Raw genomic sequence first — 15,249 nt, 5'->3', positions numbered from 1 at the left:
GCTCTGGCCCGCGCAGACCGGTGGATTTCCCTGGACGACCTTCTGGGTCAACGTCCTTCTTCGCGATGTTTCACGTGAAACATCGCGAACCCACCACCCACAGACAGAGATGACGCAGACAACGACGACTCAGTGCGCGGCTTCGGCGAGGTGCTGCGTGCCGATCCGCTTGCGGAACACCCAGTACGTCCAGCCCTGGTAGAGCAGGACCAGCGGGGTGGCGATCCCCGCACACCACGTCATGATCTTCAGCGTGTACGGGCTCGACGAGGCGTTGGTGACCGTGAGGTTCCAGTCCGGGTTGAGCGAGGACGGCATGACGTTCGGGAAGAGCGTCAGGAACAGCATGGCGACCGCTGCCACGATGGTGACCCCGGAGAACGCGAACGCCCAGCCCTCACGACCCTTCCATGCCGCCCCCAGCGCGGCAACGAGCGCGAGCACGGCCACGATCGCGGCGGCCAGGGAGCCACCATCGCCCTTGTCCGCCTGGGTCCAGGCCAGGAAGGCGAGCGCGACGACGGCCGCCATGACTCCGACACGAACCGCCAGCTTCCGCGCCCGTTCCCGGATGTCCCCGACGGTCTTGAGACCGACGAACACCGTGCCGTGGAAGGTGAACAGCGACAGGGTGACCAGGCCGCCGAGCAAGGCGTACGGGTTGAGCAGATCGGCGAGATCACCGGCGTAGTTGAAGTCCGCGTCGATCTTCACCCCGCGCACGATGTTGGCGAAGGCCACGCCCCACATGAACGCGGGCAGGAGCGAGGTCCAGAAGATCGCGGTCTCCCAGTTGCGCTGCCAGTTCTCCTCGGGCCGCTTGACGCGGTACTCGAAGGCGACGCCCCGCACGATCAGGCAGACCAGGATGAGCAGCAGCGGCAGATAGAAGCCGGAGAACAAGGTGGCGTACCACTCGGGGAAGGCGGCGAAGGTCGCGCCGCCCGCCGAGAGCAACCACACCTCGTTGCCGTCCCAGACGGGCCCGATGGTGTTGATGAGGACCCGCTTCTCCGCCCGGTCGCGGGCGAGCAGCTTGGTGAGGACGCCGACCCCGAAGTCGAAGCCCTCCAGGAAGAAGTAGCCGGTCCACAGGACGGCGATGAGGACGAACCAGACGTCGTGAAGTTGCATGGCGATTCCAGCTCCCTGGGCCTAGTAGGAGAAGGCCATCGGCTTGTCGGCGTCCTGTGGGTCGCCGCCGATCTTCGTGGGCGGGTTGAGGTCGGCCTCCGTCAGTTCGGGCGGTCCGGCCTTGACGTACTTCACGAGGAGCTTGACCTCGATGACGGCGAGAATCGCGTAGAGCGAGGTGAAGACGATCATCGAGGTGATGATCTCGCCCTGCGAGACCCCGGGGGAGACCGCGTCCCGGGTCTGGAAGATGCCGTAGACGACCCAGGGCTGACGGCCCATCTCGGTGAAGATCCAGCCCCAGGAACTGGCGATCAGCGGGAAGCCCAGGGTGAGGATGGCGATGCGCCAGTACCACTTGGTGAGCGTCGGGCCGAGCACCTTGCCGGGGAGCAGCGAGAGGTTGGGCACCTCGTCGTCGCCGACCCGCAGATGCTGCGGGAGCATGAACTTCTTGCGGGTCAGCCAGAGTCCGGCCAGGCCGATCGCGAAGGACGTCATGCCGAAGCCGATCATCCAGCGGAAGCCCCAGTAGGCGACCGGGATGTTGGGCCGGTAGTCGCCGGGCCCGAACTTCTCCTGCTCGGCCTTGTTGACGTCGTTGATGCCGGGGACGTACGAGCTGAAGTCGTCGTTGGCGAGGAAGGACAGCAGGCCCGGGATCTCGATGGCGACCTTGTTGTGGCCCTTGTCCACGTCCCCGTAGGCGAAGACCGAGAAGGGCGCGGGCGCCTCGCCGTCCCACAGGGCCTCGGCGGCTGCCATCTTCATCGGCTGCTGCTTGAACATGACCTTGCCGAGGGTGTCGCCGCTGATCGCGGTGAGCAGACCGCCGATGACGACGGTGACCAGGCCGAGCCGCAGCGAGGTCTTCATCACCTGGATGTGCTTCTTGCGCGTCAGATGGAAGGCGGCGATGCCGACCATGAAGGCGCCACCCGTGAGGAAGGCCGCGGAGAGGGTGTGGAAGACCTGGGTCAGCGCGGTGTTCTGGGTGAGGACCAGCCAGAAGTCGGTGAGTTCGGCGCGCCCCTTCTGCTCGTTGATCCGGTAGCCGACAGGGTGCTGCATCCAGGAGTTGGCCGCGAGGATGAAGTACGCCGACAGGATCGTGCCGATCGAGACCATCCAGATGCAGGCCAGATGGATCTTCTTGGGCAGCTTGTCCCAGCCGAAGATCCACAGGCCGATGAAGGTGGACTCGAAGAAGAAGGCGATCAGCGCCTCGAAGGCGAGCGGAGCACCGAAGACATCGCCGACGAAGCGCGAGTAGTCGGACCAGTTCATGCCGAACTGGAACTCCTGCACGATGCCGGTGACGACACCCATCGCGATGTTGATCAGGAAGAGCTTGCCCCAGAACTTGGTGGCCTTGAGGTACTTCTCCTTCTCCGTGCGCACCCAGGCGGTCTGCAGGCCGGCGGTGAGCGCGGCCAGGGAGATCGTCAGCGGGACGAACAGGAAGTGGTAGACGGTGGTGATGCCGAACTGCCATCGCGCCAGAGTCTCCGGCGCCAGAGCCAGGTCCAGGTCCACGGTGCCGCTCCTTAGCTACGCTTGTGAAAGCGTTCACATTCACAAGCAATTATGCAGCACCGTTTCCTCGGTAGATGAAAGGGGGTCCCCGCCCGCTCGGCAGCGACCCCCCTCACCAGCTCTGACCAGCTGAAACGGCATCCGAGTGTGCCCTAGATCTCCTTGCGGAAGCCCTCCGCCACCTTCAGGAAGATGTCGTTCGCCTCGGTCTCGCCGACCGTGACCCGGACCCCCTCGCCCGGGAACGGCCGCACGACCACCCCGGCCCGCTCGCACACCGCCGCGAAGTCCACCGTGCGCTCCCCCAGCCGCAGCCACACGAAGTTCGCCTGGGTGTCGGGCACCGTCCAGCCCTGGCCGCGCAGCCCGTCGACCACCCGCATCCGCTCGGACACCAGCGAACCGACCCGGCCGAGCAGCGCGTCCTCGGCCCGCAGCGAGGCCACCGCCGCGTCCTGGGCGAGCTGGCTCACCCCGAACGGCACCGCCGTCTTGCGCAGCGCCGCCGCCACCGGCTCGTGCGCGATCGCGAACCCGACCCGGAGCCCGGCGAGGCCGTACGCCTTGGAGAAGGTGCGCAGCACACAGACGTTCGGCCGGTCGCGGTAGAGCACGACCCCGTCCGGCACCTCGATGTCCCGCACGAACTCCTTGTACGCCTCGTCCAGTACGACCAGCACATCGCTGGGCACCCGGTCCAGGAACCGCTCCAGCTCGGCCCGCCGTACGGCCGTCCCCGTCGGGTTGTTGGGGTTGCAGACGAAGATCAGCCGGGTCCGGTCGGTGATCGCGTCCGCCATCGCGTCGAGGTCGTGCACATCCCCCGGCGTCAACGGGACCTTGACCGACGTGGCGCCGCTGACCTGCGTGATGATCGGATAGGCCTCGAAGGACCGCCAGGCGTAGATCACCTCGTCGCCGGGCCCACTGGTCGACTGGACCAGCTGCTGCGCGACGCCGACCGAACCGGTGCCGGTGGCGAGGTGGGTGACCGGTACGGCGAAACGTTCGGCCAGCTCGTTCATGAGCCCCGTGCAGGCCATGTCCGGGTAGCGGTTGAAGGCCCCGGCCGCGGCCGTCACGGTCTCCAGCACGCCGGGCAGCGGCGGGTACGGGTTCTCGTTCGAGGACAGCTTGTAGGCCACCGGACCGTCGGCCGCGGCCGGCCTGCCCGGCTTGTAGGTGGGGATACCCTCCAGCTCGGCACGCAGCTTGGGGCTCGTCTCGCTCACCGCAGTCCTCCTCGTGACCACCACCGGCTCGGCACGGCCACCCGCCGCCGGTTCCGGGTACCAATGCTCCTCACCTTATGAGGATTCGGCGCCGCTGCGTACGGGTCGGTGGTGTCCGAAACGCGTCCGCCGCGCGCGCAGGGCCCAGAGCGCGCCCAACCCCACCTGTCACACAGGCATCAGGGGTACCACCGTACAAAGTTGTACGAATTAGGGGGCGCACCACACCTTTCGGCACGCGCCGGTGGCTCACGCCGTGGCGCGCATCCCTCGTAGAGGTGAGTTGAGACCTCTTCGAAACATCGGTCACTTGGCAGGCCTACGCGCGCCGACAAGTCACGTAGGGGCGTTGTATCGTTCAACTGACTTTCTTTCTAAGGTAGTTGATGAGTTTTGACCATGCAGAAACGTGCCTGTCAACGACTGCATATGCGTCCGCACTACCCCACCGCATGAGCCCTACTATCGGCTCGCCATGACAGCAGCAGGGAAGCACCAGGTGAGCCGCGCGGAGACAACCCGACGAGGCAGTCGGCCGGGACGGGCAGGCATCAGAGACGTGGCCGCCGCCGCCGGGGTCTCGATCACGACCGTCTCCGACGCCCTCAACGGAAAGGGCCGGCTCCCGGACGCCACCCGACGCCATGTCCGAGAGGTCGCCGACCGGCTGGGCTACCGCCCGTCGGCCGCGGCCCGAACCCTCCGTACCGGCAAGTCAGGACTGATCGGCCTGACCGTGACGACGTACGGGGATGAACCTTTCACCTTCACCGAGTTCGCCTACTTCGCGGAGATGGCGAGAGCCGCCACTTCGGCCGCGCTCGCCCGGGGCTACGCCCTGGTCATCCTCCCCGCGACCTCGCGCCACGACGTGTGGTCGAACGTCGCCCTGGACGGCACGGTCGTGATCGACCCGTCCGACCAGGACCCGGTGGTCACCGAACTCGTCCGGCAGGGGCTGCCGGTCGTCTCCGACGGCCGCCCGGCGGGCTCGCTCCCGGTCACCGCGTGGGTCGACAACGACCACGAGGCGGCGGTCCTGGGCATCCTCGACCATCTGGCCGCCGCCGGCGCCCGCCGCATCGGCCTCCTGACGGGGACCTCCACCGACACGTACACCAACCTCTCCACCACGGCGTACCTGCGCTGGTGCGAGCGGGTCGGCCAGGACCCGGTGTACGAGGCCTACCCGGCGCACGACCCGTGCGCGGGTGCCGTGGCCGCCGACCGGCTGCTGGCCCGTCCGGACCGTCCGGACGCCGTCTACGGCCTGTTCGACCCGAACGGCACCGACCTGCTGGCCGCGGCCCGCCGCTACGGCCTGCGCGTCCCGGACGACCTGCTGCTGGTCTGCTGCAGCGAGTCCACGGTGTACGCCACCACGGAGCCGCCGATCACCACGCTCTCGCTGAAGCCGCGCCGCATCGGCACGGCGGTGGTCCAACTCCTGATCGACGCCATCGAGAACGTCGATTCGGACCTGCCGGTCGAGCAGGTGATACCGACGGAACTGATCGTGCGGACGTCCTCGCAGCGCCGTCCGCCGCGCACGACGGTCAGTCCGCCGCGGTCGCCCGAGGAAGGGTGATCCGGGGGCGGTGAGGAGGGGCGGGGAACGTGGGCTTGTGCGGGGCGGGCTCCCGGAGAGCGGGGCCGTACGAGGGGTCGGCCCCGTAGGGGAAGCGGGAGCCCGGCCCCGTTCAGGAATGCGGGCACCGGCCTCGGTACGGTCACGGGCGCCGGTGTCATGATCGTACGAAGCGTCGGTGTCCGAGGGGTGGAGCAAAGTACGAAGCAGGGGAGTCCGGGGCGGTCCCATACGGGAAAGCCCCTCCGAATCGGGGCGAAAGCCGCGGTGAACTGGGCTCCTTCGCCGATTCACCACCCCTGGGTCATCACATGGCGCGATCCGCATTCCTATGATGGGCCCACGACACCGCGGGCCGCTGCGACCAGGCAGTCCGATGCGGTGCAGATGCGGCGCGATGGTGGAGGGGTCGATGACTCAGGGGGCCGGTCAGGGACCCGAGGTGACGCGGACGGCGACGTTGCGCGACTTCCGGGTGCCCGCGTACGTCCATGAGACCGGTCCGTACGCCGACGGTACGGCCACCGGTGACATCCCCGCCGGGGCGGCCGACACCGAGGTCCAGGAGACCGCGGAGGGCGTGCAGACCCTGACGGACCTGGAGGAGTACCCCGACGGGTACACGCCGACGGAGCGCGATCTGCCCGTCATCAACCGCGGTGACACGCTTCAGGCGACCGTCGACCCCGCCGCCCTGGCCGCCGACGGCCCGGGGCCGCTGTTCGTCGTCGGGGACGTCCACGGCTACCTCGACGAACTGGTGGGCGCCCTCCAGGAACAGGGCCTGATCGACAGCGAGTGCAACTGGTCCGCGGGCACCGCCCGGCTCTGGTTCCTCGGCGACTTCACCGACCGCGGCCCGGACGGCATCGGCGTCATCGACCTGGTGATGCGGCTGTCCGCCGAGGCCGCCGCGGCCGGCGGCTACTGCAAGGCCCTCATGGGCAACCACGAGCTGCTGCTGCTGGGCGCCAAGCGGTTCGGTGACACCCCCGTCAACTCGGGCGCGGGCACGGCCACCTTCCAGGCGGCCTGGCTGCTCAACGGCGGTCAGAAGACCGACATGGACCGGCTGCAGGACCACCATCTCCAGTGGATGGCCCGCCTCGACGCGATCGAGGAGGTCGACGGCCACCTGCTCGTGCACTCGGACACCACCGCCTACCTCGACTACGGCGACTCGATCGAGGCGGTCAACGACACCGTCCGCGAGACGATCACGCGCAACGACGCGGACGAGGTGTGGGATCTGTTCCGCAAGTTCACCAAGCGCTTCTCCTTCCGCGACGAGGGCGGTGCCGAGGCCGTACGCTCCCTTCTCGATACGTACGGCGGCACCCGCATCGTTCACGGCCACAGCCCCATCCCGTATCTGGTGGGCGATGTCGGCACCGAGGACGACGGCGAGGACAACTCCGGTCCGAACATCGAACATCCGCATGTCTACGCCGACGGACTCGCCATCGCGATGGACGGCGGCGTGACCATGGCCGGAAAACTGCTGGTCCAGGAACTTCCGCTGGATCTCTGACGGATATCCGGGCGTTCCCGGGGCAGGCGTCCCCCGACGGCGAACCGCATCGGGCGGGGGACAGTCACACGGCAATTTCTTCAAACCCCCTGTCACCGCGCGCCGTCGCCGCTCTACCATCGGCTTATCCGTAGCAGGCTCCCCTCCGTTTCTGCCCGACGGCTCGTCAGCATGCCGAGCCCCAAGCCCTACGGAGCATCGGGGGATGCACATGAACAGCGTTCCGCAGCACCTGCTGAACGAGGACCGCCAGGAATACGAGCGGATCCTCGATGAGGCGCTGCGCTCCGCCCCACACCGCCCGGAACTGGCCGCCGTCGGTCAGCGGCTGAACCCCGAACAACTGCGCACCATGGCACTCAACGCCACGGCGCTCATCACGGTCGCCGCGGCGGCCGAATACCAGCACTACGTGAAGGTCCGCGACGAACTGCGCCACCCGGCGCCGTCCACCCCGTCGTCCGTCCGCGAATCCGGCTCCACCGAGTCGGGCCCGAGCGCGATGGGGTTCGCCACCGGCATGGGCGAGGTCGCCGGCGAGACCGCCGGGGCGGGCGCCGTCGCCGTCGTCGCGGTCCTGGCTCCCGTCCTCGCCGGCACGGCCGCGGCGATCTTCCTGCTCGTGGGCTACATCCTCAAGATGCTCGACCCCGAGCCGGCGTTCGCCCAGACCATGCTCACCACCGGATGGGTGTTCGGTGCGGTGACCGCGGCAGCGATCCTCGTCGCCGCGGTCGGCCTGCTGCTCACCGCCCTGCGCAACAGCCCGGACCCGGAGGAGGCCGGGGCGTACGGCGAACTGACCGGGGAGGTCGCGCAGGCCAGGGAAGCCTGGCGCGAGGCCCTGCTGGAGCGCGGCATCCTGCCGTTCCTCCGCGAGGCCCTCGCCGACCCCGGTACGGCGGCCATGAACCGCAAGCCGGCCCCGGAACCCACCACCGGCCGTATGCCCCAACTCGGCTACAACCGGCCCGGCTTCAGCAGCCCCGACGAAGGCTCGTCGACAAGCCGCCGCCCGAGCTTCACGAGCCCGGACTTCAGCAGCCCGGACTTCGGAGGCCCGGACCACCCGCCGGAGTGACCGGCGGGGCCGGAACGCAGGACCGCAGGACCAGCAGGACGAGCACCCGGCAGGACGCAGGACTCAGGTGGAGCGGACGGCTGCTGAAGCCGTCTGACCACCTGGGCTTCCGCCCGGTCCGTGTGAGGCGCCGACGCGGAGAGACGCGAACGCCATGGCCACGCCCGCACCGCCCTGGCCGGGCACCGGAGTCGGTGTCAGTCCGCGATCGGCAGATAGACCCGGTTGCCCGCAGCCGCGAACTCCTTCGACTTCTGCGCCATGCCCTGCTCGATCTCCACCGGTGTACTGCCGTGCTCCCGGCGGATGTCGTGCGAGATTTTCATCGAGCAGAACTTCGGCCCGCACATCGAGCAGAAGTGGGCCGTCTTGGCGGGCTCGGCCGGCAGGGTCTCGTCGTGGAACTCGCGTGCTGTGTCCGGGTCGAGGGCCAGATTGAACTGGTCCTCCCACCGGAACTCGAAGCGGGCGTCGGAGAGCGCGTCATCCCATTCCTGCGCACCTGGGTGCCCCTTGGCGAGGTCGGCTGCGTGGGCGGCGATCTTGTAGGTGATGACGCCGGTCTTGACGTCGTCACGATTGGGCAGGCCCAAGTGCTCCTTGGGCGTGACATAGCAGAGCATGGCCGTGCCCCACCAGGCGATCATCGCGGCACCGATGCCGGAAGTGATGTGGTCGTACGCCGGCGCGACGTCCGTCGTCAGCGGGCCGAGCGTATAGAACGGAGCTTCATCACAGATCTCCTGCTGAAGGTCGATGTTCTCCTTGATCTTGTGCATCGGGACATGTCCCGGGCCTTCGATCATCGTCTGTACGTGGAAACGCTTCGCGATCCTGTTGAGTTCCCCGAGCGTCCGCAACTCGGCGAACTGTGCCGGGTCGTTGGCGTCCGCGATCGATCCGGGCCGCAGCCCGTCGCCGAGCGAGTACGTGACGTCGTACGCGGCGAGGATCTCGCACAGTTCTTCGAAGTTCTCGTACAGGAACGACTCCTTATGGTGCGCCAGACACCACGCCGCCATGATCGAACCACCGCGCGAGACGATGCCGGTCTTGCGGTTCGCGGTGAGCGGTACGTACGCCAGGCGGACGCCCGCGTGCACCGTCATGTAGTCGACGCCCTGCTCGGCCTGTTCGACGACCGTGTCCTTGTAGATCTCCCAGGTCAGCTCCTCGGCCCTGCCGTCCACCTTCTCCAGCGCCTGGTAGAGCGGCACCGTGCCGATGGGAACGGGGGAGTTGCGCAGCACCCACTCGCGGGTGGTGTGGATGTTGCGGCCGGTGGACAGGTCCATGACCGTGTCGGCGCCCCAGCGCGTCGCCCAGGTCATCTTCTCGACCTCCTCCTCGATGGAGGAGGTGACCGCGGAGTTGCCGATGTTGGCGTTGACCTTCACCAGGAACCGCTTGCCGATGATCATCGGCTCGATCTCCGGGTGGTTGACGTTGGCGGGCAGTACCGCCCGCCCGGCGGCGATCTCCTCACGGACCACCTCGGGGTCGACGTTCTCCCGGACGGCCACGAACTCCATCTCGGGCGTGATCTCCCCGCGGCGGGCGTACGCGAGTTGCGTCACCGCCTGCCCGGTCCGGCTCCGGCGCGGCTGCCGGGGCCGTCCCGGGAACACCGCGTCGAGGTTCCTGAGCCCGCCGCGCGGCGAGGTGTGCTTGATCCCGTCGTCCTCAGGACGGACGGGACGGCCCGCGTACTCCTCGGTGTCGCCGCGGGCGATGATCCAGTTGTCACGCAGCGGCGCCAGGCCCCTGCGAACGTCGGTGTCGACCAGCGGATCGGTGTACGGGCCCGAGGTGTCGTACAGAGTGACCGACTTCCCGTTGGTGAGGTGCACCTGACGGACCGGCACCCGCAGGTCGGGGCGCGAGCCGCCGACATACCCCTTGTGCCAGCCGATGGACTTCCCGGCCTCCTGGGACTGTTCGCCCTGGGTGGGCTGTTCGTCCTGGCTGGAGGCAGGCGTGCGTGCGTCCTTGATGGTCATGAGACCTACTCCCTACGCCGGCATTACCCGGTAACAGGTTCAGCGGTCGACGCAGCGGCTTCCGTCTGCCGATGTTTCATGTGAAACATCACTCGTTCCACATGTTCCACGTGAAACATCGCAAAGACGGAGGTCAGCGCCCTCTCAGCCCGGTGCTCCGAGCTCCCGCGTGTGCAAAGGTGCCTCCACGCTAGCGTCAATTTGGGCGAGGTGAACAGAGGGCCCCTGTCGTTCTTGCGATGATCGGGCGGTGACCACGACGCAAGGACCCCCGTACCCGCCCTCCGAGCCACCGCGCGGAAGCGGTGCCGGGCGCGCTTCCGGGCCGGGCAGCGGAAACGGCGAGAGCACCGGCCCGCAGCGCAGGTTCCGGCTGGGCGACGGCCCTGGTGGCCCCAGTGGTGCGCCCGGAACGAGAGCCGGAACGGGCGGCGCCGACGGGGCGGCCGGACCGAGCGGCGGTCCCGGACACGGGCCCGGTCAGCGGATCGATCGCGGCTACGGGCCCGGAGCGGGGGCGGGCCAAGGCGGCCGAACGGGCCCGGGCGGTCAAGGCCCCGGGTACGGAGCCGAGGGGCCCGGGACCGGTCAGTTCGGCCCGCTTCCCGTATCCGATGGCGGGCGAGGCCCTGGCCCCGGGGCAGGCGGTGGGCACGATCACGGCTCCGGTCCGGGACAGGGCGCCGGCCATGGGCACGGGAACGGCCCCGGTGACGGTCACAGTGACGGTCACAGTGGCGGGCCCGGCGGCGGTTCCGGTGGTGGCCATGGCCCTGGACAAGGTGGCGGACACGGGGCCGGACCGGGTGGCGAGCATGGGGACGGACATGTACACGAGTCCGGGTCAGGGTCCGGTGACTCCCACGGACCCGACGACCACCACGGTTCCTCGCACGGCCACAGTCACAGCCATGGTCCGGCCGCCCCTGTCTCCATCCATCTGCGAAAGATCATCGGCGCGATCCTGATCCCCTTCGCCGCGGCGGTCGTGGTCGGGCTCGCGGTGCTGTGGCCCGGGGGCGCCCCGGCGCACGAGCGCACCGGCGTCGGCTTCGACCGGCAGACCCAGGAGGCGACGGTCACCAAGGTCGTCGCGGTGGACTGCAAGTCCGTCAACGCCTCGGGGGACACCCCGACCGGTGACACGTCCACCGCCGAGGGCTCGTCGGCCCAGCAGCAGGCGACCGGCGACTGCAAGAGGGCGACGATCCGGGTCGACACCGGTGACGACAAGGGCCGTACGTTCACGGAGATCGTCCAGCCGGACCAGTCACGGCAGTTGCACCAGGGCGAGAAGGTCGTGGTCGCCTACGAGCCCTCCGCACCGAGGGACCTGCAGTACTCGGTCACCGACGTGAACCGCAGGCTCCCCATGGCCCTGCTGGCCGGCATCTTCGCGCTCGCCGTCGTGGTCGTCGGCCGTCTGCGCGGTGTGATGGCGCTGGTCGCACTGGCCGTCAGCTTCATGGTGCTGACCTTCTTCATCCTGCCGGCGATCCTCCAGGGCTCGAATCCGCTGGTCGTGGCGGTCATCGGAGCCAGCGCCATCATGCTGATCGCGCTCTACATGTGCCACGGCCTCTCGGCCCGGACGTCCGTGGCGGTGCTCGGCACCCTGATCTCGCTGGTTCTGATCGGCATCCTCGGCTCGGGGTTCATCGGCTGGGCCGCGCTCACCGGCAACACGGACGACAACACGGGCCTGATCCATGGCCTGTATCCGTCCATCGACATGAGTGGCCTGCTGCTCGCGGGCGTCATCATCGGTTCGCTGGGTGTCCTCGACGATGTGACGGTGACGCAGACATCGGCGGTCTGGGAACTCCACGCGGCCAATCCGACGATGGGGTGGCGCGGGCTGTACCGCGCCGGCATCCGCATCGGCCGCGACCACATCGCGTCCGTCGTCAACACCCTCGTCCTCGCCTACGCGGGCGCCGCGTTGCCGCTGCTGCTGCTCTTCTCGATCGCCCAGAGCAGCGTCGGGACGGTCGCCAACAGCGAACTCGTCGCGGAGGAGATCGTACGGACCCTGGTGGGCTCGATCGGCCTGGTCGCGTCTGTGCCGGTGACGACGCTCCTGGCGGCCCTGATGGTCTCCGCCGACCGCCCAGGCACGGCATCCCTGGCTGCGGGAGCGGCAACAGGCGCCGGGCCCGGAACTCCCGCGGCAGCGGGGGCGGGAGCAGGAGCAACGGCCCAGTCGGCCCCGGCCCGCGCCGGGAAGGGCCGTCGCCGCAAGCACTGACGAAGGCCGGGCGCGCTTCTCCTCCCGGCGCGGAGGAGAAGCGTTACGCCACTGCCGGGAACTCCGTCGCCGATCCGCTCAGCCGGCGCTCTGTTCCTCCGCCAGAATGCGGACCAACGCCTCGTCGAGGTGGGCGTCGAAGTCGGCGAGGGAACGCTCCTGCCCCAGCGGCACAAGCTTGTCCGTGCGGTCGAGGAACGCCACCAGCGGCGCCGCACCGGAGCGGAACAGCGCCTGGTCGCCGCCGACCTGAAGCCGGATCAGCACCTCGCCCAGAACATCCGTGTCGGCGGGCGAGATCCGCACATCTCCGTCCCCGCAGGGCCGCCCCACGCCGTCGATCAGCAGCTCGCGCCCGAAGGCCCAGGTCACGGGGGCGTCGCCAGGCAAATGGAAGGTCAGCCGGACGGCATAGGGATCACAGGTCTCGTAGCGCAGCTCCACCGGAATGCGGAAGGAGAGCTCCTCCGAGACAAGAAAGCTCATCATGACTTCTGCCTGCACCGACTCGCGCATCGCCTACCCCGTCACTTGCCGTGAACTGGCCTGGAATCATCGCTCTGATACTGCTCGCATCTTGCTGAAAGTACACGGTGAATCACAAGGAGTGAGTTTTCAGATACTGATAGAGATCGCGAGGGACCCGAGCAGTCTTCCGACCTCTGTTTGCAACTGCTGTGCCGCGATTAGCAGTCGATCTGCCTGGCTGGAAGGTAGAGAAATGGCCAAAGTGGCGGCTGTGGAACCGATGGTGATCGGAATCGCGGCGCAGACCGTCCCCAGCGCGTACTCCTGCCGCTCCACGACCAGTTCCATCCGCCGCATCCGGTCGAGGCGGCGCAGCAGCGCGTGACTGTCACGCACCGTGTAGGGGGTGACCGCCTGCACGGGATGACGTTCGAGATGGTCCCGGCGGTCCTGCTCGTCCAACTGCGAGAGCAGGCACTGTCCGACGGCGTGCGCGTGCCCGGTTTCGCGGAAGTCCGCCCACTCCTCGACCGCCGGGTTGGCCGGGGTGTCGGAGACACACATGACCTCGACCTCGCCGTCTCGGTACACCGCGTAGTACACGGGTACGCCGATCGCGTCCCGCCAGTGCGCGAGTGCGTCCACCACCGTGCTGCGCCGTTTCTGCCGTGCACCGCTGCTGCCCAGCCGCTCGGCCGCCTCGCCGAGGAAGAACAGCCCTTTCTCGCGCCGCAGATAGCCTTCGAAGACGAGCGTCCGCAGCAGGTGGTAGGCGGTCGGGAGGGCGAGGCCGGTCTCGCGGGCCAGTTGTTTGGCGGGAGCGCCGTGCTCATGCGCGGCGACGGACTCCAGCAGCCGCATCGCCCGCTGTACGGAGCCGATGAGGGTCGCCGTGGAGTGCGGTTCGGCGGGCGGTACGAGCCCGGGGACAGGTGCCGGTACAAGCGCGGGCACGGGTGCCGGCGCGGGTCTCTCGGTGGGCCGGACGCGCGTCCCCAGGGAAGGCGCGGCCCGTTGCTCGGGCCGGCGCTGTACGGGTGGAGCCTGTGGTTCCGCGGGTGCGGTGTCGACCATGACGAGGGTCACTCTCGAAGGCGAGGGGGCTGCCGTGCGGAGAGACACGGAAGGAGGGGATGCGCCGTCCGCGGGGGCCGTCCCCGCGTCGAATTCCGGACTCTAACCGCCTGTCACCGCGCACAGACGGCCCGTACGGGAAACTTCCCCCGCCCGAGGGAACCGGCGGATCCTGTTACCGGCGCCCGCGCCGTCCCGCTCCCGTACCCCGATCACCCCTCGGCGGTCACCAGTCGCTGCGCGACGACGAACTCGACATGAACTTCCGTACGACGTAGATGAGTCCGCCGACCAGGGCGACGAAGACCAGCGCCTTGAAGAGCAGGCCGATGACGAAGCCGACGACGGTCGCTATCAGCCCGCCGAACACGACGAGGGCGATGACCGGCACCGCGACCCACTTCACCCACCACGGCATTCCCGCGAAGATCTCTCGCATCGCCCTTTTCCTTACTTCTCCGCCCGTCGCATCCGCCGGGGCCTGTGCCCTTCGCTCGTGCCGGGACATTCGATGTTCCGCCTTCGATGCTAGGGCCGGAGAAGGGCCCGGCGGGGGCCTCGCATCCCTTGTCCTCCCCTGATCGAACCCCTAGGGAACCCTGAGGCCGCGGGTCACCTCTCGGGCGGAGAGAAGATCACCATGACCCGCAGATCCTCACTGATGTGGTGGAACTTGTGGGCCACCCCGGCCGGCACGTACACGACGCTGCCACGCGCCACCTGGGTCGTCTCCATGCCGACCGTGATCGCGGCGCGCCCGCTGACCACGAAGTACACCTCGTCCTGACTGTGGGGCTGCTGCGGGTCGTGCTCGCCCGCGTCCAGTGCGTACAGGCCGACCGACATGTTCCGTTCGTGCAGGAACTGCAGGTAGGCGCCGTCGTTGGCGGCACGTTCCGCCTCCAGTTCATCCAACCGGAATGCCTTCATCGCCCTCGCCCACACTCGTAACCGATCTCGTCTGCAACGATCAGACACATGAAGAATTTCGTAGTCAAGACGATCGCCAACGCGGGCGCTCTCGGCGTGGCCGTGTGGGTGCTCGACAAGATCACCCTGACCGGTGACAACACGGGCAAGAAGATCGGCACACTGCTTGTCGTCGCGCTCCTGTTCGGCCTGGTGAACTTCCTGGTCAAGCCGATCCTGCAAGTGCTCACCTTCCCGCTGTTCATCCTCACGCTCGGCCTGATCACCCTGGTGGTCAACGCCCTGATGCTGCTGCTCACCTCGTGGCTGGCCGACAAGTTCGACCTGAGCTTCCATGTGGACGGCTTCTGGACGGCCGTTCTGGGCGGCCTGATCATCTCGATCGTCTCCTGGGCGCTGCACATCGTCCTGCCCGACGAGGACTGAG

General features: G+C 68.3%; 13 protein-coding genes. 5 read left to right on the top strand and 8 right to left on the bottom strand.

What is annotated here, in order from left to right; all coding sequences use genetic code 11:
- Positions 1-129: 129 nt before the first annotated feature.
- From cydB to hisC, 3 genes are all read right to left on the bottom strand, one after another.
- A complete protein-coding gene (gene cydB, locus ACWDR4_RS44960) occupies positions 130-1,134 on the bottom strand; it encodes a cytochrome d ubiquinol oxidase subunit II (RefSeq protein WP_450417340.1) in 1,005 nt (334 codons plus the stop codon).
- A 21-nt stretch (positions 1,135-1,155) separates the two neighbouring features.
- Positions 1,156-2,664: a cytochrome ubiquinol oxidase subunit I gene (locus tag ACWDR4_RS44955; protein WP_450417344.1), complete on the bottom strand. Its 1,509-nt coding sequence runs from the start codon at positions 2,662-2,664 to the stop codon at positions 1,156-1,158.
- Between the two features lie 158 nt (positions 2,665-2,822).
- Positions 2,823-3,902 (bottom strand): histidinol-phosphate transaminase, encoded by a 1,080-nt coding sequence (gene hisC, locus ACWDR4_RS44950; protein ID WP_450417338.1) that lies wholly within the window; start codon positions 3,900-3,902, stop codon positions 2,823-2,825.
- Positions 3,903-4,377: 475 nt separating this feature from the next.
- On the opposite strand from hisC, the gene ACWDR4_RS44945 reads away from it, so the two are divergent.
- The 3 genes from ACWDR4_RS44945 to ACWDR4_RS44935 all read left to right on the top strand — a co-directional run bounded on the left by ACWDR4_RS44945 (position 4,378) and on the right by ACWDR4_RS44935 (position 8,102).
- Complete coding sequence (locus ACWDR4_RS44945) at positions 4,378-5,490, top strand: LacI family DNA-binding transcriptional regulator (protein ID WP_450417336.1); 1,113 nt, start codon at positions 4,378-4,380, stop codon at positions 5,488-5,490.
- 397 nt (positions 5,491-5,887) lie between these two features.
- Entirely contained in the window at positions 5,888-7,021 is a 1,134-nt protein-coding gene (locus tag ACWDR4_RS44940) for a metallophosphoesterase (protein ID WP_450417334.1), read from the top strand.
- 205 nt (positions 7,022-7,226) lie between these two features.
- Entirely contained in the window at positions 7,227-8,102 is an 876-nt protein-coding gene (locus tag ACWDR4_RS44935) for a hypothetical protein (RefSeq protein ID WP_450417333.1), read from the top strand.
- A 197-nt stretch (positions 8,103-8,299) separates the two neighbouring features.
- On the opposite strand, the gene thiC is transcribed toward ACWDR4_RS44935, so the two are convergent.
- Positions 8,300-10,102: a phosphomethylpyrimidine synthase ThiC gene (gene thiC / locus ACWDR4_RS44930; RefSeq protein ID WP_450417331.1), complete on the bottom strand. Its 1,803-nt coding sequence runs from the start codon at positions 10,100-10,102 to the stop codon at positions 8,300-8,302.
- Positions 10,103-10,352: 250 nt separating this feature from the next.
- On the opposite strand from thiC, the gene ACWDR4_RS44925 reads away from it, so the two are divergent.
- Positions 10,353-12,350 carry a YibE/F family protein gene (locus tag ACWDR4_RS44925; RefSeq protein WP_450417329.1) on the top strand — a complete coding sequence of 666 codons (1,998 nt, stop codon included), beginning with the start codon at positions 10,353-10,355 and terminating at the stop codon, positions 12,348-12,350.
- Positions 12,351-12,428: 78 nt separating this feature from the next.
- Here ACWDR4_RS44925 and ACWDR4_RS44920 read toward each other — a convergent pair whose 3' ends face one another.
- From ACWDR4_RS44920 to ACWDR4_RS44905, 4 genes are all read right to left on the bottom strand, one after another.
- Positions 12,429-12,866 (bottom strand): SsgA family sporulation/cell division regulator, encoded by a 438-nt coding sequence (locus tag ACWDR4_RS44920; RefSeq protein ID WP_450417327.1) that lies wholly within the window; start codon positions 12,864-12,866, stop codon positions 12,429-12,431.
- A gap of 99 nt (positions 12,867-12,965) precedes the next feature.
- Complete coding sequence (locus ACWDR4_RS44915) at positions 12,966-13,892, bottom strand: IclR family transcriptional regulator domain-containing protein (RefSeq protein WP_450417342.1); 927 nt, start codon at positions 13,890-13,892, stop codon at positions 12,966-12,968.
- A gap of 226 nt (positions 13,893-14,118) precedes the next feature.
- Positions 14,119-14,331 carry a DUF5326 family protein gene (locus ACWDR4_RS44910; protein WP_006373816.1) on the bottom strand — a complete coding sequence of 71 codons (213 nt, stop codon included), beginning with the start codon at positions 14,329-14,331 and terminating at the stop codon, positions 14,119-14,121.
- Between the two features lie 173 nt (positions 14,332-14,504).
- A complete protein-coding gene (locus tag ACWDR4_RS44905; protein ID WP_235476859.1) occupies positions 14,505-14,822 on the bottom strand; it encodes a cupin domain-containing protein in 318 nt (105 codons plus the stop codon).
- A gap of 48 nt (positions 14,823-14,870) precedes the next feature.
- Between ACWDR4_RS44905 and ACWDR4_RS44900 the strand changes: the two genes are divergently transcribed.
- Entirely contained in the window at positions 14,871-15,248 is a 378-nt protein-coding gene (locus ACWDR4_RS44900) for a phage holin family protein (RefSeq protein WP_235476858.1), read from the top strand.
- Position 15,249: the final 1 nt, after the last annotated feature.

This window comes from Streptomyces sp. NPDC000878 (assembly GCF_053599695.1).
Note: the sequence above shows the minus strand (reverse complement) of the source record. Positions and strands in the feature narration are given on the sequence as shown.